This window comes from Qipengyuania aquimaris, from assembly GCF_020171965.1.
GTDB lineage: Bacteria > Pseudomonadota > Alphaproteobacteria > Sphingomonadales > Sphingomonadaceae > Qipengyuania > Qipengyuania aquimaris_A.
In genome coordinates, this window is the sequence record NZ_JAIUZK010000001.1 from 1,079,004 (window position 1) to 1,102,412 (window position 23,409).

Sequence of the window (23,409 nt, forward strand, 5' to 3'; positions counted from 1 at the left end):
TGAGAAAAGGTCAGGACATGTTGCGTTTTACGCAACATAATCGGGCCAATTGGGCTCGATCAGATTGCAAACCACGCAATTTTGCTCCAACTTTTTGAAAAAATTGGGGGTTGCCGAGTCGTATCCGGGGTCGCATCCGGAGAGGAAGCTTGGCCGAACGTCGTTACAAGGCATTCATCAGCTATTCGCACCGCGACAAGCGGTCTGCGAATTGGCTGCATCATGCGCTTGAAACCTATCGGCTACCCGATCAGGGCTCGGGATCGAAGGGTCGCGAGGGTCTCCAGCCGATCTTCAAGGATCGCGACGAACTTCCGGCTGCGGACAACCTTGGCGAAGCGATCGAACAGGCGATCCGCGCCAGCGATGCCCTGATCGTCCTGTGTTCGCCGAGCGCCGCGCAGTCCCCGTGGATCGCGCGCGAGATCGATCTTTACAAACGGCTGAACGGAGACCGCGGGATCTTCCCCGTCATCGTCGAGGGCGAGCCGCCGGACAATTTCCCTGCCCCCTTGCTGGTCCACTACGATGACGGAGAACCTACCGACGCTGCATCCGAACCCATCGCAGCCGATATCCGGCCGGATGGCGATGGCAGGAAGCTGGCCAAGCTCAAGCTGATTGCCGGCCTGGCCCACATCGATCTCGACAGCCTGGTCCAGCGCGATGCAGCGCGACGGCAGAAGAGGCTCGCCATGGTCGCCGCCGCTTCGCTGGTGGGCATGGTCGGGACATCGGGCCTCGCCCTCTACGCGATCGACCAGCGCAACGAGGCCCGCGATCAGCGCGCCGAGGCAGACGGCCTTATCGAATACATGCTCACCGACCTGCGCAAGCAACTGGAGCCGGTCGGGCGGCTGGAAGTGCTCGACGGCGTCGGCAAGCGCGCGATGGATTATTATGCTCGGCAGAAACTGAAAGACCTGTCGGATACGGAACTTGGTCGCCGGGCCCGCGCGACCATGCTGGTGGCAGAGGTCCAAAACGTGCGCGGCAATAACGAGGAGGCATTGCCGGCTTTCGAACAGGCCGCGCGCACGACACAGGCTCTCCTTGAGCGCAAACCCGACGATCCCGACCGCATGTTCAACCACGGGCAGAGCCTTTTCTGGGTCGGCTACATCGCCTGGCAGCATGGCAAGAAATCCGAAGCGCGCAGGGCCATGGAAGGGTACGCCGCCATCTCGAGCCGATTGGCCGCAAAGGACCGCACCAATCTTCAGTGGCAGAAGGAAGAGGCATATTCGCTGAGCAATCTCGGGACATTGAGTTTCGAGGAAGGCAAAATCGGCAAGGCGCTCACTTATTTCCGGAAAAGCGCGGACGCGATCGACGCCATCTCCCGTGCGGAGGGCCGTCCGATCGAACAGGAACTGGAGTTGGCCGATGCCTATTCGTGGATCGCTTCGACGCTCGAGCAATCGGGCAAGCTTGCCGCCTCGATGGAGGAACGACGGCGCGAGGTGGACTTGCTGGAAGCGCTGGCCATCCAGGACCCTGCAAACAATATCGTACGACGGCGGATGGTGGGCGCCAAATCCGCAATGGGACGGTTGCAGGCGTGGACGGGGCGCACCGACCTTGCACTCGCGACCCTGAACGAAGCCGTCGCCGAGGGGGACAGGCAGGTATCCATTGAGCCAGACGATACATTTGCGCTCTCCCTTTACATGGTCAGCTTGCTGACGCGCGGAAAGCTGTATTGGTCGACCGGACGCGCCAGGCTCGCAAGCCAGGACTATGACCGGTATGACGCACTGCTCTCGAAGCTGGCGGCGCTCGATCCGGAGAATCGCGACTGGAACATCGTTGAGGATCTCGCGCTGGACGTGACCCGGGCGCTAACGGATCGATCCGACGAAAGGCCCGCAGTTCATCGCTCGCTGGCAGCAGATGTCAGGAAAAGTCTCGCGTCCACCGACGTAGAGTTCGAGCGCATGATGGTTGCTGCCCACTACCTTGAAGGGGTCGGCTGGGAGCGCGACGGGCAGCCTGCCAACGCGAGGAAAGCTTTTACCTCGGCGCTCGAGATCAAACCGCCTGCCGGAGAGATGGTTGATATCCCGGCTATCGCGCTGCGCCGCGCCGCCGCGAGCAAGATCGGCGAGAGCGAGAGAGCGCGGGAACTACGGGACATACTAAGAAAAACGGGTGCAACGACGGCTGTCGAACGCTGGGTGGGGATCTCTCGATGAGAGCCACCGGCACGCCAGTCAACGATGATACACTGCACAGAAGGGATACATGACATGACGAACGACGTCACAATCAAGGTCACAGTGGACAATGTGAAGCAGAAGAGCGGCACCACCTACAAAGGCGATTTCACATTCGAGCAAACATCAGGGAGCCCGAACGTTTTAAAGGACAACGGCAAAATCGACCTGTCCGACGTGAGCGGCGAAACCGACATCACTTTCGATTGGGCATCGCCCCACGTCACGATCGACGGGGAAACGTATAACGCCAGCTTCTTCTACGGCACCGATACCGATCAGAATATCCTGATCTCGAAAGGGAAGGACAGCGACCCTGAAAAAAGCGGGTCAAATCCGCCCTTTACCGGCGATGAGGAATTTCTCGTGAATCAGTCTCAAACTCCGGCGAACTTCATGCTGATGGACAAGAACAACGACGGCGGAAAATACGCCTACTGCCTGATTGCCTATGTCGACAAGGACGGGGGCAGCCGGCTGATCTGCGATCCGAAGATCATCAACAAGCCGGGATAAGCGCGCATGCCGACCGGGGGATCGCCAAGGATCTGATCCCCCGCCGGCGCGCCGGCAATTGCCGCCACGGGATAGATTGCGTCCTTCTCTGGACAGGCTGTCGAGCGCGCCGTAACCGCCACGCATGGACGACGCACACCTTCCCGATTCCATCCTCATCGTCGATTTCGGCAGCCAGGTTACCCAGCTCATCGCGCGCCGCGTGCGCGAAGCGGGTGTCTATTCCGAAATCGCGCCGTTCACGCAGGCCGAAGAGGCGTTCCATCGCCTGAAGCCCAAGGGCATCATCCTGTCCGGTTCGCCCGCAGGCGTGCCGGAGGAAGGCAGTCCGCGCGCGCCCGAGATGCTGTTCAAAGCGGGCATCCCGATTCTCGGCATTTGCTACGGCCAGCAGGTCATGAGCCACCAGCTCGGCGGCGAAGTCCGTCCGGGCCACGAAACCGGCGAAGGCGGCGAATTCGGCCGCGCCTTCCTGACCGTCACCAAGGAATGCGCCTTGTTCGACGGTCTCTGGAAAGAAGGCGAGCGCCACCAGGTCTGGATGAGCCACGGCGACAAGGTGACCAAGTTCGCCCCCGGCTTCGAAATCGTCGCCATTTCCGACGGTGCGCCTTTTGCAGTGATCGCGGATGAAAAGCGCAAGTTCTACGGCACCCAGTTCCACCCCGAGGTGGTCCACACGCCCGATGGCGGCAAGCTGATCGCCAATTTCGTGCGCCATGTCTGCGGCCTTGCAGGCGACTGGACCATGGCCGCCTATCGCGAAACCAAGGTCCGCGAAATCCGCGAACAGGTGGGTGACGGCAAGGTGATCTGCGGCCTGTCGGGCGGCGTCGACAGTTCGGTCGCGGCAATCCTCATCCACGAGGCGATCGGCGACCAGCTGACCTGCGTCTTCGTCGATCATGGCCTCCTTCGCCTCAACGAGCGCGAGCAGGTCGAGACCATGTTCCGCGACCATTACAACATCCCGCTCGTCGTCGTGGACGCCGAAGAAATGTTCATGGAAGGCCTTGCGGGCGTCACCGACCCGGAAGCCAAGCGCAAGTTCATCGGCAAGACCTTCATTGACGTGTTCGAAGCCGAAGCGAAGAACGTGGGCGGTGCGGATTTCCTAGCGCAGGGCACGCTCTATCCCGACGTCATCGAAAGCGTCAGCTTCACCGGCGGGCCATCCGTGACGATCAAGAGCCACCACAATGTCGGCGGTCTGCCCGAACGTATGAACATGAAGCTGGTCGAGCCGCTGCGCGAACTGTTCAAGGACGAGGTGCGCGAACTGGGCCGCGAGCTGGGCCTGCCCGACATGTTCGTCGGCCGCCATCCCTTCCCCGGACCGGGTCTTGCGATCCGCATCCCGGGCGAGGTCACCAAGGAACGCTGCGACATCCTGCGCAAGGCGGACGCGATCTATCTCGACGAGATCCGCAAGGCGGGCCTCTATGACGCGATCTGGCAGGCCTTTGCCGTGCTGCTGCCGGTCAAGACCGTGGGTGTGATGGGCGATTATCGCACCTACGACAGCGTCTGTGCCTTACGCGCCGTGACCAGCACCGACGGCATGACCGCCGATGTCTATCCCTTCGACGCGGCCTTCCTTACCGGCTGCGCCACCCGCATCGTCAACGAAGTCCAGGGCATCAATCGCGTTGTCTATGATTATACGAGCAAGCCGCCCGGCACGATCGAGTGGGAATAAGATTGGCGAAGAGGTTCTGAAGCCAACGGCAATCGCCTAGGTTGCATCCAAAGTGTCGTAAGGGGTCGCCGATGATCGTCGAAAAGCTGAAATGGAAGTACCGCAAGGACGGGCTGCTGCCCACCATCCGTGCTCTCGTCAAATATCCGTTCTGGATTGCGTATCGCACCATCTCCGAAGCGCCCTTGCGCCGGAAGTATGCGCGAATGCTGCAACGCGGCACCGCACAGGAACGCTTCACCCAGATCTACGAGGAAAACCTCTGGAAGAGCGACGAATCCGGAAGCGGGGGAGGATCGGAGCTGACACATACCGAGCAGGTCCGCGCGAGACTGCCCAAGTTTGTCGAAAAGTATCAGATCGAACGAATCGTCGATGCCCCATGTGGCGATCTGAACTGGATGAAGCTCATCCTGCCGGAGATGGATGTCGACTACATCGGTCTCGACATCGTCCCCTCGGTAATCGAACGCAACCGGCAAGCATTCCAATCCGATCGCATACGTTTCGAAGTGGCTGATCTCAGTACAGATCCGATCCCTTCGTGCGATCTGGTCGTGGCGCGGGATTTCCTCTTCCATTTGTCCTTTGCGGATATCGACGCATACCTGCGCAACCTGGCCAAGACGGATTACCGCTACGTGCTCACGACGACGCACATAGTCGAACCGGGGTTTGAAAATTCGGATATCGTGACCGGTGATTTCCGGCGCATCGATCTCACCAAGGCTCCGTTTGGGATCGACAGTCAGGCCCCTGTAGAGTCCTTCGAAGATCACCCCAAGGGGCATAGCGTCCCTCGCAAGATGATCCTTGTGCGCAAGGAAGACATGCCGACCGCTCTGACTTTCTAGCGCGTTGCGATGCGGCCGAGCGACGCTTACAGGTCGCAGGGATGCAGCTCCCACTCGGCCCCGACCCGCGCACCGAAACGCTGCGTCGCCTTCAGTCTCTGCTGATCCAGCGCTTCGGGCGCATCGAGAGGGCCGCGGCTGAATGGCGCGAGCCGGAGTGGGTGCTGGTCCAGGGTGTTATCGGTGCGCGGACCAAGTCCGAGATTTCCAATGCCGCGACCGATCGCCTGCTCAAACGCTATGGATCGTGGGAGCAAGTGGCCGAGGCGCCACTGGAAGAATTGCAGGCGGAACTGGCGACGCAGACCTATCCCAATATCGCCGCCGAGCGCCTGAAGGGTAGCCTCAATTCGCTGGTCGAGCGGCGCGGCGCAGTCGATCTGGCCCACCTCGCGGATATGGAAACGCTGCCCGCCATGCGCTGGCTGGAGCAGCTACCCGGCATCGGACGCAAGATCGCGGCAGGCGTGATGAATGCAAGTACGCTGGACCGGCGTGCCATCGTCCTCGACGGCCATCACACCCGTATCCTCCAGCGCATGGGACTGGTCCCGCCCAAAGCCACCACCGATCGCGCCTTCGAAGCGATCATGCCCGTGATGCCGGAAGAGTGGGACGGCGCGACTTTCGATGAACATCACTTGCTGATGAAGAAGCTCGGCCAGACATGGTGCCGCCCCGGGTCGCCCGACTGCGCCACTTGCCTTGCGCTATCGCTGTGCAAGACCGGAACCGAGCGCGTCGGCAATCGCTGATCGTCCATGCTGGACGAGCGCCAAGTCGAGGAAGTCTACCGTATCCTTGCGGGTGAGATGCCGGGTCGCACGCCGGGCGCGAAAGGCCCCAAGGGCCAGCCCGACGCCTTCCGGTCCTGCATCTCCTGCATGCTTTCCGCGCAATCGCTCGACCGCAATACGGCCCTGGCTGCGCGTCGGCTCTTCGCGCTCGCAAAAACGCCGCAAGAGATGCTGGCGCTAGACGACGAAGAAATCGCCGCCGCGATAAAGCCTTGCGGTCTTTACAATATGAAGACGCGCAATATCCGCGCCTTCTGCCACAGCCTTCTTGAGGATCACGACGGGATCGTGCCCGATACGCGGGAAGGCCTGTTGTCGCTCCCCGGCATAGGGCGCAAATGCGCGGACATCGTGCTGAGCTTTACGTTCGGTAAGGACGTGATTGCCGTCGACACCCACGTCCACCGGGTCTGCAATCGCATCGGACTGACCGCGGCCAAGACGGCGGACAAGACCGCGGCCCAATTGGAAGAGCGCAGTCCCGGATGGGCCATGGCAGACGGGCACTTCTGGCTGATCCAGTTCGGTAAGCGGATCTGTACGGCGCGCGCGCCCAAATGTCCGCGATGCCCCGTCTCGCACTTGTGCGAATTTTTCGGCTCTACCAGCTGAAGCCGGCTTCGATCGCCGCCTTTTCTTCCCGCGTAGTTTCCCTCCCCAACACCTCGTTACGGTGCGGGAATCGTCCGAAACGCGCGATCATTTCGCGGTGCGATCTGGCGAAATCGAGTGCGCCGGGCACGTGCTGGGCAAACAGTTCTACGCAAAGGTCCTGATCCGAGATGTCCTCGCTGTGCATCAGCGGCATCAGGACGAATTGCTTCTCCGCCGTTTCCAAGCCGGCAAGCCAGCCGCGCTCCAGCACACCATGCGTCAATTCCCGCGCCAAAGGGTCCCACACAAAGGCCTTTGCCGTGTCGCGATGGATGTTGCGCGGTATCTGGTCGAACAGGAGGATTGCCGCGCGCGCCGTATCGAGTTCGCCGAGGAAGCTGGCAGCGGGCTTGACGCCTTCGCGCTCCAGATCATCGCCGAAGCGGTCGCGCAGCATCGCATCGACCTCGGGAGAGGATGCATACCAGTCGGAGCTGTCGAGCTCCTCGAACCAGGTGCGCAGAAGTGCGCGCACCCAGTCTTCGTTATTGTCGCTCACCCTTCTTCGGGCAGGCGATAGGGAATGAAGTCGTCGAGGAAGATGACGCCGCTGAACATGTTGGAGGCGCGGTCGCGCGTGGTGACCTGGTCGGTGCGGCAGAGCTGCGAGCCGCTGAACTTGCGGATCACGAGGTAGTCGCCGTCATCGATGGATTCGGGTGTCTTGGTGTAGTTCACCCAGATCGTCTTGCCGGACTTATAGACCAGCGCCGTGTCGTCGATGCGCTGCATGGAGCGCGAACCGATAGTCGTGATGCAACTTTCAGGCTCGCCGGCTACGCGGCCTTCGAGCATCTTTGCGAGCTTCGCCTCGCCCTTCGTCATTTCCTTGTGGTCGTCCGCCTGGACGGCGGGTGCGGCCAGCAGGCCGAGGGCGGCGGTGGCAAGTGCAAGGCGTTTGATCATGACGAGTCTCCTGATGCTTGGGACTATGTAACACACTACGCCTGAACCGCGCATGAGTTGCGGTCAGCCGGTTCCGCCGACCGTGATCCCGTCGATCAAAAGTGTCGGCTGGCCCACGCCGGCAGGCACGCTCTGCCCGCCCTTGCCGCAGATGCCGATACCCTCGTCCAGGGCCATGTCGTTGCCGATGCCCTTGACCCGCGTAAGGACGCTGGGACCATCGCCGATCAGGGTTGCGCCCTTGATCGGGGCAACGATCTTGCCCTTCTCGACCTTGTAGGCCTCGGTGCAGGCGAAGACGAACTTGCCGCTCGTGATATCGACCTGCCCGCCGCCGAAGCTGGTGGCGTAAATGCCGTCGTCGAGGCGGCTGAGCAATTCATCCGGATCGTCGGTCCCGCTTTGCATGAAAGTGTTGGTCATGCGCGGCATGGGTGCATGCTGGTAGCTTTCGCGGCGGCCGTTGCCCGTCGCTTCCACTCCCATCAGTCGCGCATTGAGGCGATCCTGCATATAGCCCTTGAGGATGCCGTCCTCGATCAGCACGGTTTCGCGCGTCGGTGTGCCCTCGTCATCGATGCTGAGCGATCCGCGGCGCTCGGCCATGCTGCCGTCGTCGATTACCGTGACGCCCGGCGCGGCGACGCGCTCGCCGATGCGGCCGGAAAAGGCGCTGGTGCCCTTGCGGTTGAAATCGCCTTCGAGGCCATGTCCCACCGCCTCGTGCAACAGGACGCCCGGCCAGCCGGAGCCGAGCAGGACGGTCTGTTCGCCCGCCGGGGCCGCCACGCTCTCGAGATTGACCAGCGCTTGTCGTACCGATTCGTCGATCGCGCGCATCCACGCACCTTCGTCGAACAAGCGATCGTAGAGATAGCGGCCGCCGAGCCCGAAGAAGCCGGTTTCGCGCCGACCGTTCTGTTCGGCCACCACCTGGATGTTCAGCCTCACCAGCGGGCGGATATCGCGGGCAGTGTAGCCATCGGGCCGCACGATCTCGACCACGCTCCAATTGGCGAGAAGGCTGGCGGAGACCTGCGCCACGCGCGGGTCCTTGGCCCGTGCGACCGCGTCGATCTTTTCCAGCAGCGCGACCTTTTCCTCGAAGGGGACGAGGTCCAGCGGGCACAGATCGGTGTAGAGGTGCCGGTTGGTCCTTTCCGGCGCCGCCGCCACCGGGCTCTTCGTCGGGTCGAGCAATTGCAGCGTCTCGCCAGCCCGCGCGATGGCGGCTGCGCTGATGTCGTTGGCATGGGCGAAGCCGGTGGTTTCGCCGGAGACGCCCCGCAGGCCGAAGCCCGAATCGCGGCTGTAATCAGCGGTCTTCAGGCGGCCATCATCGAAGCCAAAGGCCTCGGACGCGATAAACTGCATATACAGCTCGCCATCGTCGCAGGACGACAGCAGGCGCCGCGTCAGCGACTGCGCTTCTTCGGGGGTGAGTTTGTTGCCGTAAATGAGGGCGTGCGGGTCGGAGGCAATGGTCATGCCGCCAATGTAGGCACGCTTAGAACGCTTGGCGAGGGGTGTTGGCGGGAGGGCCTAGCGGTGGCCCGGATCGCCGCCTTCGGAAATATCCATCAGCGTCGACTGGTCGACACCGTCGGCAGGTCCGCCTTCCAGCACGAAGCGACGGTCGCAATAGCCGCAATCGACATAGCCGTGCTCGTCGATCTCGAGATAGACCTTGGGATGGCCCAGCGCGATCGGCTTGTAATTCTCGCCGCTGCGGATGTCGGTTGCACCGTCGCACCACACCCGGCGGGTGGTGACCTTGGACACTTCGGGAGGAGGCAGGCTCATGGCGGGTGCCGATAATGGGTTTTTATGCGCGCCTCAAGCGCCTAGAGGCACTGACATGACAACTCCTCCTGCAATTCGCATCGATAACCTTGTCAAACGTTACGCCCCGAGCGGACCGGGTGAAGAAGGCAAGCTGGCCCTGAAAGGCGTGAGTTTCGATGTGCCGCAGGGCGGTGTGTTCGGCCTGCTGGGCCCCAATGGCGCGGGCAAGTCGACCATCATCAACATCCTTGCCGGCCTCGTCCGAAAGACATCAGGCAGCGCAGAAATCTGGGGTTTCGACATCGACGAAAGCCCGCGCAATGCAAAACGCTCGATCGGGATCGTGCCGCAGGAAATCGTGTTCGACCCTTTCTTCACGCCGTTCGAGGTGCTGGAGAACCAGGGCGGGTTCTACGGGATCGGCAAGAGCGACCGGCGCAGCGAGGAACTGCTGGCCGCCGTCCACCTTGCCGACAAGCGCAACGCCTATGCGCGCTCGCTTTCGGGCGGGATGAAACGCCGCCTACTGATCGCCAAGGCGATGGTGCATTCGCCGCCGATCCTCGTGCTGGACGAACCCACCGCCGGGGTGGACGTCGAGCTGAGGCGCCAATTGTGGGAACTTGTGGGCGAGATGAACGCGGAGGGTGTCACCGTTGTCCTCACCACCCACTATCTCGAGGAGGCGGAAGAGCTCTGCGACCAGATCGCCATCATCAACCACGGCGAGCTCATCGCGAACAAGCCGACCAAGGAACTGATCGGCATGGCGCGGGAAAAGATCGTATCGGTGACCGTCGACAAGGACCTGGGCGGCCCGATCGTCGAGCCCGCTTTCCTCAAATCCGAAGTGGTCGAACCGCGCCGCCTCGACATCACCTTCGACCGCGACAAGGCGAGCGCGGGCCAGGTGCTCGCGCTCGTCCAGTCACACGGCTATACGATCGAGGACGTCACCACGCGCGAGGCCGACCTGGAGGACGTCTTCGTCCAGCTGACCGGCGCGGGCTGATCTTTCAGACGAAGTTGCGCGGCCCCAGTCCGGCGTCCTTCACCCGCAGCTTTTCCCAAACGTGCGGTTCCACTTCTTCCATCGGCGTGCTGCAGCAGCGGCACCTGCCGACATGCATTCCGCCGGCCTTGCGCATGTTTGCGTAATCGACCGTATGTCGCCCGAATGCGCAGGCGAGCAATCCCATTTTCATTGTTGCGACCCTCCAAAGTCCTGCCCCTGTCGATTCGGGCCATAACGCGCTGTTAGCCATGGTTAACCCGGTTTTCGCCGAGTCGTTCTCTGCTTGCCGCATGGCGATTGCATGGGCATGACGCAGGGCATGACACACGACGTTCTCGTCATCGGGTCCGGCGCCGCCGGACTGACCGCCGCACTCGAACTGGCAGAGCACAAGAAGGTGCTCGTCCTTGCCAAGGGCAAGCTGACCAGCGGATCGACGGCCTGGGCCCAGGGCGGCATCGCGGCCGTGCTGGATGCAGGCGATACCTTCGACAACCACATCCGCGACACCATGGTCGCGGGCGGCGGCCTGAACGACCGCGAGACGGTGGAATTCGTGATCGAGCGGGCGCCCAAGGCGATCGACCGGCTGTGCGAACTGGGCGTCCCCTTCAACCGCGAAGAGGGCGATCTGCACCTCACGCGCGAAGGCGGGCACTCGCATCGCCGCATCGTCCATGTGAACGACGCGACCGGCTGGGCGGTGCAGGCCGCCCTGCTCAAGGCGGCGGAAGAGAACCCCAACATCACCCTTCTGCCGAACCAGAGCTGCGTCGACCTCGTGACGGGCCGCAATCAGAAAGATTATTCGGGATCGGGCCGGGTCTGGGGCGCCTATGCGCTGGACGAGGAAAGCGGCAAGGTCGTCACCCATCTGGCGCGGGCGACCGTTATGGCGGCAGGCGGCGCTGGCCGCGTCTACCTGTTCTCGACCGCGCCACGCGGTGCGACGGGCGACGGCATCGCGATGGCCTGGAGGGCAGGCGCGCGGGTCTCCAACATGGAGATGATGCAGTTCCACCCGACCTGCCTTTACAATCTGGAGGTGAAGAACTTCCTGATTACAGAGGCCGTTCGCGGCGAAGGCGGCCGCCTGTTCAACCCGGTCACGGGTGAGCGCTACATGGAAAAATACGACGCCGAGCGGATGGAACTGGCCCCGCGCGATATCGTGGCGCGCGCAAACGACGACCAGATCAAGCGCTATGGCCTCGACTACGTCCATCTCGACATCAGCCACCAGCCGCCGGAGTTCGTGAAAGAACATTTCCCGACGATCCATGAAAAGCTGCTGGGGCTCGGCATCGACATGACGAAGGGGCCGATCCCCGTAGTCCCCGCGCAACATTACACCTGCGGCGGCGTGAAGGTCGATCTCGATGCGCGCACCGACCTGCCCGGCCTCTGGGCGGCGGGCGAATGCACCGAAAGCGGGCTCCACGGCGCCAATCGCCTCGCTTCGAACAGCCTGCTCGAATGCTTCGTCTTCGGGGAAGCTGCGGCCAAGGACATACTGTCATGCTGGGACGAGCTGGACGATCCGCCCGAAATCCTGCCGTGGGATGAAAGCCGTGTGACGGACTCCGACGAGGAAGTCGTGATCAAGCAGAACTGGACCGAGATCCGCCGGTTCATGTGGAACTACGTCGGGATCGTGCGCACTACGAAACGGCTCGAACGCGCCGCGCACCGCATCCGCCTGCTGCGCGACGAGGTCGAGGATTATTACGGCCACTTCCGCGTGACCACCGACCTTATCGAGCTGCGCAATTTGCTCGAATGCGCAAACCTGATCGTGACGAGCGCGCTCAAGCGGCAGGAAAGCCGCGGCCTGCATTTCACGCTGGATTATCCGGAAACCGACCCGATTGCGCGGGACACCGTTCTCGTTCCCTGAGAGAAGCCCCTATTCGGGCGGTGCGACCGTGCGCGGATCCAGCGGCGGCAGCACCCTGCCGAACCCGTCGACATTGGTGTCTTCCGGGACATCTATGCCCTCTGCAAAGCGGAAGTAGGCGAGCGTCGCCATTGCGATAGGCGCGTCGAACCTGACGCCTGCGCTGCGCCCCTTCGCCCAGCAAACGATGCCGGAAGCGTCCATGTTTTCGATCAGGGAGAGTGTAATGCTTTGCCCGCTTTCAAGTCCGCCGGGCTCGATATCCCTGAGCCGACATCCGGCCAGGGAGAGGTCGGAAATGCGGCCTTCCCCTTCGAAACCAGGCGCACGGAGAGGGATCGTGGAAGACGCATCGTAGCGTTCCGCAGCGCGGCGTTCCATTAGATTGACCCCCATTTCACAAGCGCGAACCTAGCAAACCGTAGCGAAAAGGCTTGTATGAATACGACTGCGTCTCCATCCGCCCCGGTTCGCCACGAGGGCGGCGCGAGCGCCAGGATAGGTTGCATTGGACAACTGCAACCAAAGTAAGGCAGATGGTTGCCCGATTGCACAACCGCCGGGAGAGCGCCTGATGCCCAAGACCACTGCGAACGGGATCGAAATCCATTACGAAGAGCACGGGAAGCCGGAAGACCCCGCGATGCTGCTGATTATGGGTTTTGGCGCGCAGTTGACGCTCTGGCCCGACGAGCTGGTCGATGAACTGGTGGGCCATGGCTTCCGCGTTATCCGCTACGACAACCGCGACATCGGCCTCAGCCAGAAGTTCGACGGGGTGAAGGCCCCCGGTCTCGTCAAGATGACGCTGATGAGCAAGATCGGCCTGAACCCGCGCGTGCCCTATACGCTTGCCGACATGGCAGCCGACGGGATCGGCCTGCTCGATGCCCTCGGCATCGAGCGTGCGCATATCGTCGGCGCGAGCATGGGCGGCATGATCGCGCAGCATGTCGCGGCAAAGTATCCCGACCGCTGCCTGTCCTTCACGCAGGTCTTTTCGACGACCGGCAATCCCAAGCTGCCGCCGGCGAAGAAGGAAGCGCTGCAGGCGTTGGTGACCCGCCCGAAAAGCGATGCGGAAGAAGAGCTGGTCTCGCACGGCATCATGCTGGCGAGGACCATCGGTTCGCCCGGCTATCCCTCGCCCGAAGAGCGGCTGCGCGAGCGGACTCTCACCAGCGTACGCCGCAGCTTCTATCCCGAAGGGCCGACGCGGCACCTGTCCGCGATTGTTGCCGACGGCGACCGCAGTTCCATGCTGGGCGATATCAGAGTGCCGACCCTCGTGCTCCACGGAGAAGACGATCCGCTGGTCCCGTGCGAAGGCGGCAAGCACACGGCCGAGTGCATACCCAACGCCAAGCTGAAAACGATCCCCGGCTGGGGCCATGACCTGCCGCTGGAACTGGTCGATGAACTCGCGGGCGAGATCGCGTCTCACGCCCGCGAGAGCATTGCGGCCTAACCGCCACCCAGGCTGCCCAGGGCGAAGGCGAGGATAACCCCGATCGCGGTCGCGATTCCGGCCAGATGCGCGTCCTCGCGATAGGCCTTCGGGAAGACCTCGGTCGCAAGGCTGGCAACCACCGCACCGGCGGCAAAACAGCGGATGATGGCGAGCGTTCCCTCGCTCGCCTCGTCCAGCAGCATGTTCCCGAGAATCGCGGCAGCCGACAGAAGCATCGCGGTCGCGATCCAGAGCAGCATGACCCTGCCCCTGGAGCGTCCCGCCTCGGCCATGCTCTTAGCGCCGCCCGCGGCTTCGGGAAGGTTCGACAGCAGGATCGAACCGGCAAGCGCCGCCACCTCCATGCTGCCCGCGCCGATCAAGGCGACGCCGAGCGCAAGGTTCTCGGGGATCCCGTCGAGCGTGATGGCAGCCAGCAGGCCGCCACCCGATTCCGAATTCCAGCGCTCGTCGATGAGATAGTCGGTGACGGTAAACACCAGCGCCCCTGCCGCGACGCCAAGCATTGCGTGCAGCAGGCTGCTCTTTTCTATCGAAGGTTCGATAAGCTCGGTGGTCACGCTCAGCAGCAGGGCCCCGCCTGCAAGGGCGACGAGGAAACCTTCGAGCTTCTTGGGCAGATGGCCGTAAATCCCCCAGGCGGCCCCGGCGATCAGGGCGCCCGAAACGACGAAAACGACGGCCAGCAAGGTCAGCATTCGATAACGTTGACCGCCAGCCCGCCCTGGCTGGTCTCCTTGTATTTGCTCGACATGTCGAGGCCCGTCTGGCGCATCGTCTCGATGACCTGGTCGAGGCTGACACACCCCTCCGCACCGGTCCGGTGAAGGGCGAGGCGCGCAGCATTGACGGCCTTTACCGCGCCGATCGCATTGCGTTCGATACACGGCACCTGCACCAATCCGCCAACGGGATCGCAGGTGAGGCCGAGATTGTGCTCCATCCCGATTTCGGCAGCGCTCGCAACTTGAGGCGGGGTCGCGCCCCATAGTGCGGCCAGGCCGCCCGCTGCCATCGAACAGGCAACGCCTACTTCTCCTTGGCAGCCCATTTCAGCACCGGAAATGCTGGCCCGCTGCTTGTAGAGTAGGCCGATTGCGCCTGCCGTGAGCAGGAATGTGCGGCGGCTCTCGGTACAGGGCATTTCGTCTGCGGTCTGGCAGTAGAAGCGGATCACTGCGGGGATAATCCCGGCCGCACCGTTGGTCGGCGCGGTGACGACGCGGCCACCCGCGGCATTTTCCTCGTTCACCGCCATGGCATAGCAATTGAGCCAGTCGAACAATTGCTCGCGCTCGTTAGATTGCGGATTGACGGAAAGCTTGTCCCACAGGTCGGGCGCACGCCGTTCCACCTTAAGGCCGCCCGGCAAGATTCCGCGCTGCGAAAGGCCGCGGTCGATGCACTGGTCCATCGCCTGCGCGATCCGGTCGATCCCGGCGAGCGTCTTTTCCCGCGGGCGGAAGGCGTCCTCGTTCGCCAGCACCAGTTCGGCAACGCTCATGCCGGTCGCCTCGCAACTTGCGAGTAGCTCCTTGGCCGATCCGAAGTCGAACGGCGTCAGCGTGCCGGTGCTGATCCGGTCGTTCTTCGGCTTGCGCTTCAATTGCGCTTCGCTGGCAACGAAGCCGCCACCGGTCGAATAATAGGTCCGCTCCAGCAGGACCGAGCCGTCGGCGCTGCGCGCCGCCAGCTTCATCCCGTTGGGATGCAGGTCGGGAATGATGTGACCGGCAAGGTCGATATCCCTGTCGGGGTCGAATACGATCTCGCGCTTCCCGGCAAAGCAGAGGCGCCTCTCCTCTCGCACGGTTTTGAGCGCTGCCTGCGCCTCGTCCGGACAGGTGCGATCGGGCCGGAAGCCGGCAAGGCCCAGAATGCTCGCATCGACCGTGCCGTGGCCGACCCCTGTCAGCGCCAGCGACCCTTGCAATTCGACTTTGATAGTCACCACCTCGTCAAGCTTGCCCGACTTGGCGAGCGCACGTGCGAACAGCGCAGCGATCCGCATCGGCCCCACCGTGTGGGAGGACGAAGGACCGATCCCGATCCGGAAGATGTCGAGTACCGAAAGCATGGCGCATGGATGCGCCTAAACCGGTGCAGAATCAACCGGTTTCACTTGAAACCTTCGCTGGCCGTGCCTGTGGGTAAATTGGCCCCGAATCCTTTGGTTTTTGCCCGTCCAGAGCCTATATAATGGGCATGGACGAGAACACTCAGGACGCCTCCGGCGCAAAGGGCGAAAAAGCCCGCAATTCCAACGAATATGGCGCAGATTCGATCAAGGTCCTCAAGGGCCTAGACGCGGTGCGCAAACGCCCCGGCATGTACATCGGCGATACCGATGACGGATCGGGCCTGCACCACATGGTTTTCGAGGTGTCGGACAACGCCATCGACGAAGCTCTGGCCGGGCATTGCGACCTGGTGCTGATCGAACTCAACGCCGACGGATCCGTCAGCGTGGAAGACAACGGTCGCGGCATTCCGGTCGGCATGCATAAGGAAGAGGGCGTTTCAGCGGCAGAAGTCATCATGACCCAGCTGCACGCCGGCGGTAAGTTCGAGAACACCTCGGACGACAACGCTTACAAAGTGTCGGGCGGCCTGCATGGCGTGGGCGTGTCGGTGGTGAACGCCCTGTCGGAATGGCTGGAACTGGCCATCTGGCGCGACGGCAAGGAACACTGGATGCGCTTCGAACATGGCGAAGCCGTGGAATCGCTGCGCGTCGTGGGCGATGCCCCGCCGGTTGCCAGCAATGGCGACGACGATGGCCTCAAGAAGGGCACCCGCGTCACCTTCAAGGCGTCGGAAGAGACCTTCAAGAACGTCACCGAATTCGATTTCGACAAGCTGGAACATCGCTACCGCGAGCTCGCCTTCCTCAACTCCGGCGTGCGCATCCTGCTGCGCGACAAGCGGAGCGAGGAAGTCCAGGAACACGACCTGTTCTACGAAGGCGGCATCGCGGCCTTCGTCAAATGGCTCGACCGCAACAAGCAGGCGCTGGTTGCCGAACCGATTTCCGTGAGCGCGGAAAAGGACGGCATCGGCATCGACGTCGCGCTGGAGTGGAACGACAGCTATTACGAGAACGTCCTGTGCTTCACCAACAACATCCCGCAGCGTGACGGCGGCACCCACCTCGCCGCCTTCCGCGCCGCGCTGACGCGTACGCTCAACAATTACGCGCAGGCATCGGGCCTGATGAAGAAGGAAAAGGTCAGCCTGTCCGGCGAGGACATGCGCGAAGGCCTGACCGCGATCGTTTCGGTCAAGCTGCCCGATCCCAAGTTCGGATCGCAGACCAAGGACAAGCTGGTTTCCTCCGAAGTGCGCCAGCCGCTCGAAAGCCTGATGGGCGAGAAGATGACCGAGTGGCTGGAGGAAAATCCCAATGACGCGAAGGCCATCGTCCAGAAAGTGATCGATGCGGCCGCCGCACGCGAAGCCGCGCGCCGCGCCCGCGAAATGAGCCGCAAGGGCGCGATGAGCGTGGCCTCGCTGCCCGGCAAGCTGGCCGACTGCCAGGATCGCAATCCCGAAAACTGCGAACTCTTCCTGGTCGAGGGTGATTCCGCAGGCGGATCGGCCAAGCAAGGCCGCGATCGCAAGACGCAGGCCATCCTTCCGCTCAAGGGCAAGATCCTCAACGTGGAACGCGCCCGTTTCGACCGGATCATTTCGTCCAAGGAAGTGGGCACGCTGATCCAGGCGATGGGCACGGGCCTGCGCGATGAATTCAACCTGGAAAAGCTGCGCTATCACAAGATCGTGATCATGACCGACGCCGACGTCGACGGTGCGCATATTCGCACGCTGCTGCTCACTTTCTTCCATCGCCAGATGCCGGAGATCGTGAAGGCGGGGCACCTCTTCATCGCCCAGCCACCGCTCTACAAGGTCACGCGCGGCAAGAGCGAGGTCTATCTGAAGGACCAGGCCGCCTACGACCGCTACCTGATCGATCAGGGCCTGTCCGGGCACCATCTTGATACCAAGGAAGGCTCGATCCCCGCCGCCGGAATGGGCCAGCTGGTCGAGCACGGGCTGCGTATGCGCAATCTGCTCGCATTCGTGCCGCGCAAGTACAAGCTCGACCTGATCGAGGCGATGGCGCTGACCGGCGCGCTCGACCCCGACGGCGATCGGCAAGCCGGTCTCGACCGTGCCGCGGCGCACCTCCAGATGGGCGATCCCGAAGCGAAGTGGACGGCCGAAACCCGGGAAGACGGCATGGTCCGCTTCTTCCGCCTGTGGCGCGGCGTCACCGATGTGCACGAGATCGAACCTGCCTTCATGGAAAGCGCAGAGGCCCGCAAGCTTCACCGCGTCGCCGGAGAGCATGCGGAAGTCTACGGCGCGCCAGTTCGCCTCGTGAAAGGCGACAGCGGCGAGGCCGAGCCGGTCGATCCGGAAAGTGCCGACGAGACCGACGCCGATGCGCCCGCCTTCATCGACGACAGCGCGATCACCCTGCCCACGCAATTGCTCGACGCCGTCATGGCCGCGGGACGCAAGGGCCAGAAGATCCAGCGCTACAAGGGCCTTGGCGAAATGAACGCCGAACAGCTGTGGGAGACCACGCTCGATCCGGACAACCGCGCGCTGCTGCAGGTCAAGGTCGAGGATGCGGACGTGACCGACGAAATCTTCACGCGCCTGATGGGCGATGTAGTCGAGCCGCGCCGCGAATTCATCCAGGCGAACGCGCTCAACGTCGCCAACCTCGACGTCTGACGACAAGGGGCAGGACGGGATGGAGGCGCAACGCGGGAAGGCAATCGAACAGGGCGGGTTCCTGCTGTTCCTCGGACTGATCACACTGGCCTTGCTGGTGGTCGTCCTGCCGTTCCTCCAGCCCATGCTCTGGGCTGCTCTGGCGGCAATCATGTTCCAGCCCCTGCTGCGCTGGTTCCTTGCGCGCCTGCCGGGTCGCGATAGCCTGGCGGCATCCCTGACACTGCTGGTCATCTTCGTCGCCGTCATCCTGCCCGCGTTCTGGATCGGCAGCGAAGTGGTCGACGAAGCGGCGGGCCTGGTGGTCGCTTTCCAGCAAGGCCGCATCGACGTGGCCGACTGGTTCGAACAGGTCTTCGGCGCGCTGCCCGCGAATATCCAGGCTTCGCTCAGCGCATCCGGCTTTGGCGACCTGTCGGCGTTGCAGCAAAGGGCGCAGGAATTCGCGCAGGACAGTCTCGGCCTGATCGCGCAGCAGGCGATCGCCTTTGGCGGGAGCGTGTTCGGTTACGTGCTTGCCTTCGCTGTAGGCCTTTACGTCAGTTTCTTCCTGCTGCGCGATGGCAAGGAAATCAGCAGGACTATCCTGCGAGCCCTGCCTTTCGATCAGTCCATTTCAGAGCGGTTGGCCGGGAGGTTTCTTGGTATCGTACGGGCCACGATCAAGGGCTCAATCGTCGTGGGGCTGGTGCAGGGTGCGCTGGGTGCGATCACCTTCTGGGTCGTCGGCATGCCGTCGGTCCTGCTGTTCGGGGTCATCATGGCTATTGCCTCGCTGCTCCCGGCGGTCGGCCCGGCCATCGTCTGGGTGCCGGCTGCGATCTACCTGCTGGCGACCGGAGCGATCTGGGAAGGCGTGGTCGTGGCCATATCGGGCGTCGCGCTCATCGGTATGATCGACAATATCCTGCGCCCCATTCTCGTCGGGCGCGACACGGGTATTCCCGACTGGCTGATCCTTGTTTCGACGCTTGGCGGCATCGCCCTCGCGGGACTGTCCGGGATTGTCATCGGGCCGCTAATCGTCGGCCTGTTTCTTGCCGGATGGGGCATCCTGAGCGAGCAACGCGCGGCTGCTGCGGCGACCGCGACGCCCTAGTCGATCGCGGCGGCGCCAAGCTTAGGATTAAGCGCGCTGATGTGGTTCAGCCATTTCTTCGGGCGGCGTAGCATATCGTCGGGATATTCGATCGTCAGCCCAAGGATACGGCCGATCTCCCCGACGAAATGGATGCAGTTGCGCGTGTCCAGATCATAGAACTTGCCCGGTGCATTGCGCCACTCGGAGACCAGTTTCTTCACCTTGCGGTACTGCGCGTCGGTCATCTGGAGAGTGAAATGGCGGTTCGTCTTGGTCAGCCATTTCTCTTTTTCCGTCATCACGATGTGTTCGACCGGGCCGCGCAGCACGGCAGGAGTCGCGCGCTTGGCCGAGAACCCGAAATTCTCCTTCACGGTGGTGCCATCTTCCAGCGTACCCGTCATGGACACGAATGTATGCGGGTAGCGTCCGGCGAAGACGGAGCCGTTGAAGGAGTGGAACGTGATCTCGACCGCCGCCGCGGCCATCGAAGACCAGGCGAGCGCGAAGAGGACGATGAAATTGCGGAGGGTGCGAACCATGGCGCGCTTCTAACGCGGCACGCCATGGGTTCGCAAGCACCCCTGTGTCAGCTCGCCAGCAGGGTGGCGTTGCCTCCGGCTGCAGTAGTGTCGATGCACACGACCCGTTCTGTCGCAAAGCGTGCGACATAATGCGGGCCGCCCGCCTTGGGACCGGTGCCCGACAGGCCCTCGCCCCCGAACGGCTGGCTTTCGACCACGGCGCCGATCTGGTTGCGATTGACGTAAAAATTGCCGACCTTCGCGCGCGCCTCGACAAACGCGCGGGTGTCGTCGTTCCGGCTGTGCAGTCCCATCGTGAGGCCGTAGCCGGTCGCATTGATCTCTTCGACCACGCGCCCGAGATCGCTCGACTTGTAGCGAACGACATGGAGGACCGGGCCGAAGTTCTCGCGCTTGAGGTCGAGGATCGAATCGATTTCGATGATTGTCGGGGCGACGAAGCATCCGGCATTGGCCCCGCGATGCAAGCGGCGGCGCCAGACCGGCATTCCGCCTTTCTTGCGGCGTGCGACGTGGCGCTCAAGCGCGGCCTTGGCATCGGGATCGATGACCGGACCGACATCGGTCGACAGGTTTTCGGGATTGCCGATCGTCAGCGCTTCGAAGGCGCCGCGGATCATGCCCAGCATCTCGTCATAGACCTCGTCCTGGATGTGCAGGACGCGCAGGGCCGAACAGCGCTGGCCCGCGCTCTGGAAGGCGGAGGCGACGACATCGCGGGTGACCTGTTCGGGCAGCGCGGTGGAATCGACGATCATCGCGTTCTGGCCGCCGGTCTCGGCAATGAAGGTGGCGATCGGTCCGTCGCGCGCGGCGAGGCTGCGGTTGATGGCCTGTGCCGTCTGCGTCGAGCCGGTAAAGGCAACGCCTGCGATACGCGGATCGGAAGTGATGAACTCACCAACGTCGCCTGCACCCGGCAGCAGCTGGAAGGCCTCTTCGGGAATGCCCGCTTCGTGGCACAGCCTGACGGCGAGCGCTGCGATAAGCGGGGTCTGTTCCGCCGGCTTGGCGACCACCGTATTGCCGGCGGCAAGAGCAGCGGCGGCGGGGCCGATGAAGATAGCCAGCGGGAAGTTCCAAGGGCTGATCGTCGCAAAGACGCCGCGACCGGCCAGCGTGAGGCGGTTTTCCTCGCCCGTTGGTCCGGGCAGCGGCATCGAGCCTTCGAAAAGACGCCGCGCCTCGCCTGCGTAATAGCGCAGGAAATCCACCGCTTCGCGCAATTCGAGAATGGCGTCCTGCAGGGTCTTGCCGGCTTCGCGCTGGCACAGTGACAGGAATTCGTCCGTGTGCTCTTCGAAGAGGTCCGCTGCTTCTTCCAGCAGCAGGGCCCTGCGTTCACCGCCCAGCGCATTCCAGCCATGCTGGATACGTTCGGCGCGCGTAATCGCCTCTTCCACTTCGAAATCGAGCGTATCGCGCCGTGTGCCGACTTCTGCCGTGAGATCATGCGGCTTGTTGATCGGGGCGATTTCCGCATCCGCGCCCGAAGCAAAGGTCGGCTCCGCATGCCAGTGGCGCGATTCCAGTTCGTGCAGCCGGTCGAGCAGCGGTTCGCGCTCCAGCGGGTCGGACAGGTCGATCCCTGCCGATTTCCGGCGGTTGGGAAAGATGTCTGCCGGAAGCGGGATTGCCGGATTGCGATACGGCTCAAGCTCGAGCAGGTCCGCGCAGGGATCGGTGACCAGTTCGGACACGGGCACCTCGGCATCGGCCATGCGGTTCACGAAGGACGAGTTCGCACCGTTTTCGAGCAGGCGGCGCACCAAATAGGCGAGCAGGTCCTTATGCGTACCCGTCGGTGCATAGATGCGGACATTCGTCTTCCGGTTGCCCTCCACCTGCGCCAGCGCGCCGTAGACGTCTTCGCCCATCCCGTGCAGCCGCTGGAATTCGAACCGCTTCGCACCGGCCAGCGCCTTCACGGCACCGATGGTGTAGGCGTTGTGCGTCGCAAAGGCCGGATAGATGACGTCGTCTGCGGCCAGCAACTTGTCGGCGCAAGCGAGGTAGCTGACGTCGGTCGCCAGCTTGCGGGTGAAAACCGGAAAGTCGGTAAAGCCGCCGACGTGGCTGAGCTTGATTTCCGTGTCCCAATACGCGCCCTTCACCAGGCGGACGAAGAAACGGCGGTCGTATTTGCGGGCGAGGCGCGCGACCCATTCGCACATCGGCACGCCGCGCTTCTGGTAGGCCTGGATGGCAAGGCCGAAGCCTTCATAGCGCGAGCCGTCGGGACGCGTGAACAGGTCATCGTCGCGCACCAGCGCCTCGATGATATCCATCGACAGCTCCAGACGGTCCGCCTCTTCGGCATCGATGGTGAAATGGATATTGGCATCGCGCGCCTTGACGATCAGCGAGCGCAGCATCGGCAGCAGGCCGCTGATGGCGAGATCCGCATGCAGGAAGGTGTATTTCGGATGTAGCGCGGAGAGCTTGACCGAAATTCCGGGCGAAGTGGCAAGATCGCCTGTCGCCTCGCGGGCCAGCCGGTCGATCGCGCGCTCGTAACTGGCGCGATAGCGTTCCGCATCGGCATAGGTCATCGCCGCTTCGCCGAGCATGTCGAAGCTGTGGGTCAGGCCCTTGGCGCGTTCGGGTGCCGCGCGCTTGAGCGATTCCTCGATCGTGCGACCGTAAACGAACTGGCCGCCGAGGATCTTCATCGCCTGCAGCGTCGCCTTGCGGATGACCGGTTCACCCAGCCGCGTAACCGCTCCCTTGAGCGTGCGGCGCATGCCTTTCTGTGCTTCTTCGGGTCGTTCCAGCACTTCGCCGGTCAGCATCAACGAAAAGGTCGCTGCATTGACGAATGTCGACGAGCTTTCGCCGAGATGTTCCGACCAGTCGATATCGCCGATCTTGTCGCGGATCAGCGCATCCGCCGTTGGCGCATCGGGTATGCGCAGGAGCGCTTCGGCAAGGCACATCAGCGCCACACCCTCTTCGGTCGCCAGCCCGTACTGGTGCAGGAACGCGTCGATCCCGCTCGCCTTCTGACGCCGGGCGCCCTCGATCAGCCGTGCAGCTAATTCCGCAGCCTCGTCATGCTTCGCGCTGGCGGGAGCGGCCTGGGTCAGGCGTTCTGCGACACAGGCGTTCTCTTCTGCGCGGTAGGCTTCACGCAGCGATTGGCGGGAAATGGACTGGGGGCGGACTGGATCGTGCAGGGCCATGCGACTCCGAAAGTGACAAAGGGATTTAACCCCCGCCACTTGGAC

Annotated in this window: 21 protein-coding genes; 11 read left to right on the top strand and 10 right to left on the bottom strand. The window is 62.9% G+C overall.

The features are described from left to right. Positions 1 to 149: 149 nt before the first annotated feature. The 6 genes from LCM24_RS05280 (at position 150) to LCM24_RS05305 (ending at position 6,694) form a co-directional block, all read left to right on the top strand. Positions 150 to 2,195 carry a toll/interleukin-1 receptor domain-containing protein gene (locus LCM24_RS05280; protein WP_224803046.1) on the top strand — a complete coding sequence of 682 codons (2,046 nt, stop codon included), beginning with the start codon at positions 150 to 152 and terminating at the stop codon, positions 2,193 to 2,195. A 54-nt stretch (positions 2,196 to 2,249) separates the two neighbouring features. After that, entirely contained in the window at positions 2,250 to 2,732 is a 483-nt protein-coding gene (locus LCM24_RS05285; protein WP_224803047.1) for a hypothetical protein, read from the top strand. Positions 2,733 to 2,856: 124 nt separating this feature from the next. Further along, positions 2,857 to 4,431: a glutamine-hydrolyzing GMP synthase gene (guaA, locus tag LCM24_RS05290; RefSeq protein ID WP_224803048.1), complete on the top strand. Its 1,575-nt coding sequence runs from the start codon at positions 2,857 to 2,859 to the stop codon at positions 4,429 to 4,431. A 71-nt stretch (positions 4,432 to 4,502) separates the two neighbouring features. Continuing rightward, positions 4,503 to 5,285 (top strand): class I SAM-dependent methyltransferase, encoded by a 783-nt coding sequence (locus LCM24_RS05295; protein WP_224803049.1) that lies wholly within the window; start codon positions 4,503 to 4,505, stop codon positions 5,283 to 5,285. Between the two features lie 41 nt (positions 5,286 to 5,326). Continuing rightward, the gene (locus LCM24_RS05300) at positions 5,327 to 6,040 is read left to right on the top strand and encodes an endonuclease III domain-containing protein (RefSeq protein ID WP_224803050.1); all 714 of its coding nucleotides are present in this window, start codon (positions 5,327 to 5,329) and stop codon (positions 6,038 to 6,040) included. Between the two features lie 6 nt (positions 6,041 to 6,046). Continuing rightward, positions 6,047 to 6,694 (top strand): endonuclease III domain-containing protein, encoded by a 648-nt coding sequence (locus LCM24_RS05305; protein WP_224803051.1) that lies wholly within the window; start codon positions 6,047 to 6,049, stop codon positions 6,692 to 6,694. Here LCM24_RS05305 and LCM24_RS05310 read toward each other — a convergent pair. The 4 genes from LCM24_RS05310 to LCM24_RS05325 form a co-directional block, all read right to left on the bottom strand. Beyond that, positions 6,684 to 7,235, bottom strand: coding sequence for a DUF924 family protein (locus LCM24_RS05310; RefSeq protein WP_224803052.1), 552 nt, complete (start codon positions 7,233 to 7,235; stop codon positions 6,684 to 6,686). The genes LCM24_RS05305 and LCM24_RS05310 overlap by 11 nt on opposite strands. Next, entirely contained in the window at positions 7,232 to 7,642 is a 411-nt protein-coding gene (locus tag LCM24_RS05315; protein ID WP_224803053.1) for a hypothetical protein, read from the bottom strand. The genes LCM24_RS05310 and LCM24_RS05315 overlap by 4 nt, the downstream gene beginning before the upstream one ends. Before the next feature lie 63 nt (positions 7,643 to 7,705). Beyond that, a complete protein-coding gene (gene tldD, locus LCM24_RS05320) occupies positions 7,706 to 9,130 on the bottom strand; it encodes a metalloprotease TldD (RefSeq protein ID WP_224803054.1) in 1,425 nt (474 codons plus the stop codon). 54 nt (positions 9,131 to 9,184) lie between these two features. After that, a complete protein-coding gene (locus tag LCM24_RS05325) occupies positions 9,185 to 9,445 on the bottom strand; it encodes a zinc-finger domain-containing protein (protein WP_090476750.1) in 261 nt (86 codons plus the stop codon). 55 nt (positions 9,446 to 9,500) lie between these two features. Between LCM24_RS05325 and LCM24_RS05330 the strand changes: the two genes are divergently transcribed. Continuing rightward, positions 9,501 to 10,439 (top strand): ABC transporter ATP-binding protein, encoded by a 939-nt coding sequence (locus tag LCM24_RS05330; protein ID WP_100259932.1) that lies wholly within the window; start codon positions 9,501 to 9,503, stop codon positions 10,437 to 10,439. Between the two features lie 4 nt (positions 10,440 to 10,443). On the opposite strand, the gene LCM24_RS05335 is transcribed toward LCM24_RS05330, so the two are convergent. After that, positions 10,444 to 10,632: a hypothetical protein gene (locus LCM24_RS05335; RefSeq protein ID WP_090476753.1), complete on the bottom strand. Its 189-nt coding sequence runs from the start codon at positions 10,630 to 10,632 to the stop codon at positions 10,444 to 10,446. 129 nt (positions 10,633 to 10,761) lie between these two features. Here LCM24_RS05335 and nadB point away from each other — a divergent pair, with 129 nt between their 5' ends. Continuing rightward, the gene (gene nadB / locus LCM24_RS05340; protein ID WP_412093790.1) at positions 10,762 to 12,339 is read left to right on the top strand and encodes an L-aspartate oxidase; all 1,578 of its coding nucleotides are present in this window, start codon (positions 10,762 to 10,764) and stop codon (positions 12,337 to 12,339) included. A 9-nt stretch (positions 12,340 to 12,348) separates the two neighbouring features. On the opposite strand, the gene LCM24_RS05345 is transcribed toward nadB, so the two are convergent. Continuing rightward, on the bottom strand, positions 12,349 to 12,735 hold the full coding sequence (locus tag LCM24_RS05345; protein WP_224803056.1) for a PilZ domain-containing protein: 387 nt from the start codon (positions 12,733 to 12,735) through the stop codon (positions 12,349 to 12,351). Between the two features lie 178 nt (positions 12,736 to 12,913). Here LCM24_RS05345 and LCM24_RS05350 point away from each other — a divergent pair, with 178 nt between their 5' ends. Beyond that, the gene (locus tag LCM24_RS05350; RefSeq protein WP_224803057.1) at positions 12,914 to 13,807 is read left to right on the top strand and encodes an alpha/beta fold hydrolase; all 894 of its coding nucleotides are present in this window, start codon (positions 12,914 to 12,916) and stop codon (positions 13,805 to 13,807) included. On the opposite strand, the gene LCM24_RS05355 is transcribed toward LCM24_RS05350, so the two are convergent. Both LCM24_RS05355 and LCM24_RS05360 read right to left on the bottom strand, forming a co-directional pair. Further along, positions 13,804 to 14,508, bottom strand: a complete 705-nt coding sequence (locus LCM24_RS05355) for a ZIP family metal transporter (protein ID WP_224803058.1) — start codon at positions 14,506 to 14,508, stop codon at positions 13,804 to 13,806. The two genes, LCM24_RS05350 and LCM24_RS05355, sit on opposite strands and share 4 nt — an antisense overlap. Next, the gene (locus LCM24_RS05360) at positions 14,502 to 15,887 is read right to left on the bottom strand and encodes an L-serine ammonia-lyase (RefSeq protein WP_224803059.1); all 1,386 of its coding nucleotides are present in this window, start codon (positions 15,885 to 15,887) and stop codon (positions 14,502 to 14,504) included. Before LCM24_RS05360 ends, LCM24_RS05355 begins: the two co-directional genes overlap by 7 nt. A 128-nt stretch (positions 15,888 to 16,015) precedes the next feature. Between LCM24_RS05360 and gyrB the strand changes: the two genes are divergently transcribed. Then, on the top strand, positions 16,016 to 18,556 hold the full coding sequence (gene gyrB / locus LCM24_RS05365; protein WP_224803060.1) for a DNA topoisomerase (ATP-hydrolyzing) subunit B: 2,541 nt from the start codon (positions 16,016 to 16,018) through the stop codon (positions 18,554 to 18,556). A gap of 19 nt (positions 18,557 to 18,575) precedes the next feature. After that, positions 18,576 to 19,655, top strand: coding sequence for an AI-2E family transporter (locus LCM24_RS05370; RefSeq protein ID WP_224803061.1), 1,080 nt, complete (start codon positions 18,576 to 18,578; stop codon positions 19,653 to 19,655). Here the strand turns inward: LCM24_RS05370 and LCM24_RS05375 are convergent. After that, the gene (locus tag LCM24_RS05375; RefSeq protein ID WP_224803062.1) at positions 19,652 to 20,179 is read right to left on the bottom strand and encodes a hypothetical protein; all 528 of its coding nucleotides are present in this window, start codon (positions 20,177 to 20,179) and stop codon (positions 19,652 to 19,654) included. The genes LCM24_RS05370 and LCM24_RS05375 overlap by 4 nt on opposite strands. A 47-nt stretch (positions 20,180 to 20,226) precedes the next feature. Next, positions 20,227 to 23,364, bottom strand: coding sequence for a bifunctional proline dehydrogenase/L-glutamate gamma-semialdehyde dehydrogenase PutA (gene putA / locus LCM24_RS05380; RefSeq protein WP_224803063.1), 3,138 nt, complete (start codon positions 23,362 to 23,364; stop codon positions 20,227 to 20,229). Between the last annotated feature and the right edge of the window lie 45 nt (positions 23,365 to 23,409).

Excerpts from the sequence above, each read along its gene's own strand:
- LCM24_RS05360 (WP_224803059.1), bottom strand. The coding sequence starts at position 15,887 with ATGCTTTCGGTACTCGACATCTTCCGGATCGGGATCGGTCCTTCGTCC.
- LCM24_RS05330 (WP_100259932.1), top strand. The coding sequence starts at position 9,501 with ATGACAACTCCTCCTGCAATTCGCATCGATAACCTTGTCAAACGTTAC.
- guaA (WP_224803048.1), top strand. The coding sequence starts at position 2,857 with ATGGACGACGCACACCTTCCCGATTCCATCCTCATCGTCGATTTCGGC.
- LCM24_RS05375 (WP_224803062.1), bottom strand. The coding sequence starts at position 20,179 with ATGGTTCGCACCCTCCGCAATTTCATCGTCCTCTTCGCGCTCGCCTGG.
- LCM24_RS05370 (WP_224803061.1), top strand. The coding sequence starts at position 18,576 with ATGGAGGCGCAACGCGGGAAGGCAATCGAACAGGGCGGGTTCCTGCTG.
- putA (WP_224803063.1), bottom strand. The coding sequence starts at position 23,364 with ATGGCCCTGCACGATCCAGTCCGCCCCCAGTCCATTTCCCGCCAATCG.
- nadB (WP_412093790.1), top strand. The coding sequence starts at position 10,762 with ATGACACACGACGTTCTCGTCATCGGGTCCGGCGCCGCCGGACTGACC.
- LCM24_RS05285 (WP_224803047.1), top strand. The coding sequence starts at position 2,250 with ATGACGAACGACGTCACAATCAAGGTCACAGTGGACAATGTGAAGCAG.
- LCM24_RS05355 (WP_224803058.1), bottom strand. The coding sequence starts at position 14,508 with ATGCTGACCTTGCTGGCCGTCGTTTTCGTCGTTTCGGGCGCCCTGATC.
- gyrB (WP_224803060.1), top strand. The coding sequence starts at position 16,016 with ATGGACGAGAACACTCAGGACGCCTCCGGCGCAAAGGGCGAAAAAGCC.
- LCM24_RS05295 (WP_224803049.1), top strand. The coding sequence starts at position 4,503 with ATGATCGTCGAAAAGCTGAAATGGAAGTACCGCAAGGACGGGCTGCTG.
- LCM24_RS05350 (WP_224803057.1), top strand. The coding sequence starts at position 12,914 with ATGCCCAAGACCACTGCGAACGGGATCGAAATCCATTACGAAGAGCAC.
- LCM24_RS05305 (WP_224803051.1), top strand. The coding sequence starts at position 6,047 with ATGCTGGACGAGCGCCAAGTCGAGGAAGTCTACCGTATCCTTGCGGGT.
- LCM24_RS05335 (WP_090476753.1), bottom strand. The coding sequence starts at position 10,632 with ATGAAAATGGGATTGCTCGCCTGCGCATTCGGGCGACATACGGTCGAT.
- LCM24_RS05325 (WP_090476750.1), bottom strand. The coding sequence starts at position 9,445 with ATGAGCCTGCCTCCTCCCGAAGTGTCCAAGGTCACCACCCGCCGGGTG.
- LCM24_RS05300 (WP_224803050.1), top strand. The coding sequence starts at position 5,327 with ATGCAGCTCCCACTCGGCCCCGACCCGCGCACCGAAACGCTGCGTCGC.
- LCM24_RS05315 (WP_224803053.1), bottom strand. The coding sequence starts at position 7,642 with ATGATCAAACGCCTTGCACTTGCCACCGCCGCCCTCGGCCTGCTGGCC.
- tldD (WP_224803054.1), bottom strand. The coding sequence starts at position 9,130 with ATGACCATTGCCTCCGACCCGCACGCCCTCATTTACGGCAACAAACTC.
- LCM24_RS05345 (WP_224803056.1), bottom strand. The coding sequence starts at position 12,735 with ATGGGGGTCAATCTAATGGAACGCCGCGCTGCGGAACGCTACGATGCG.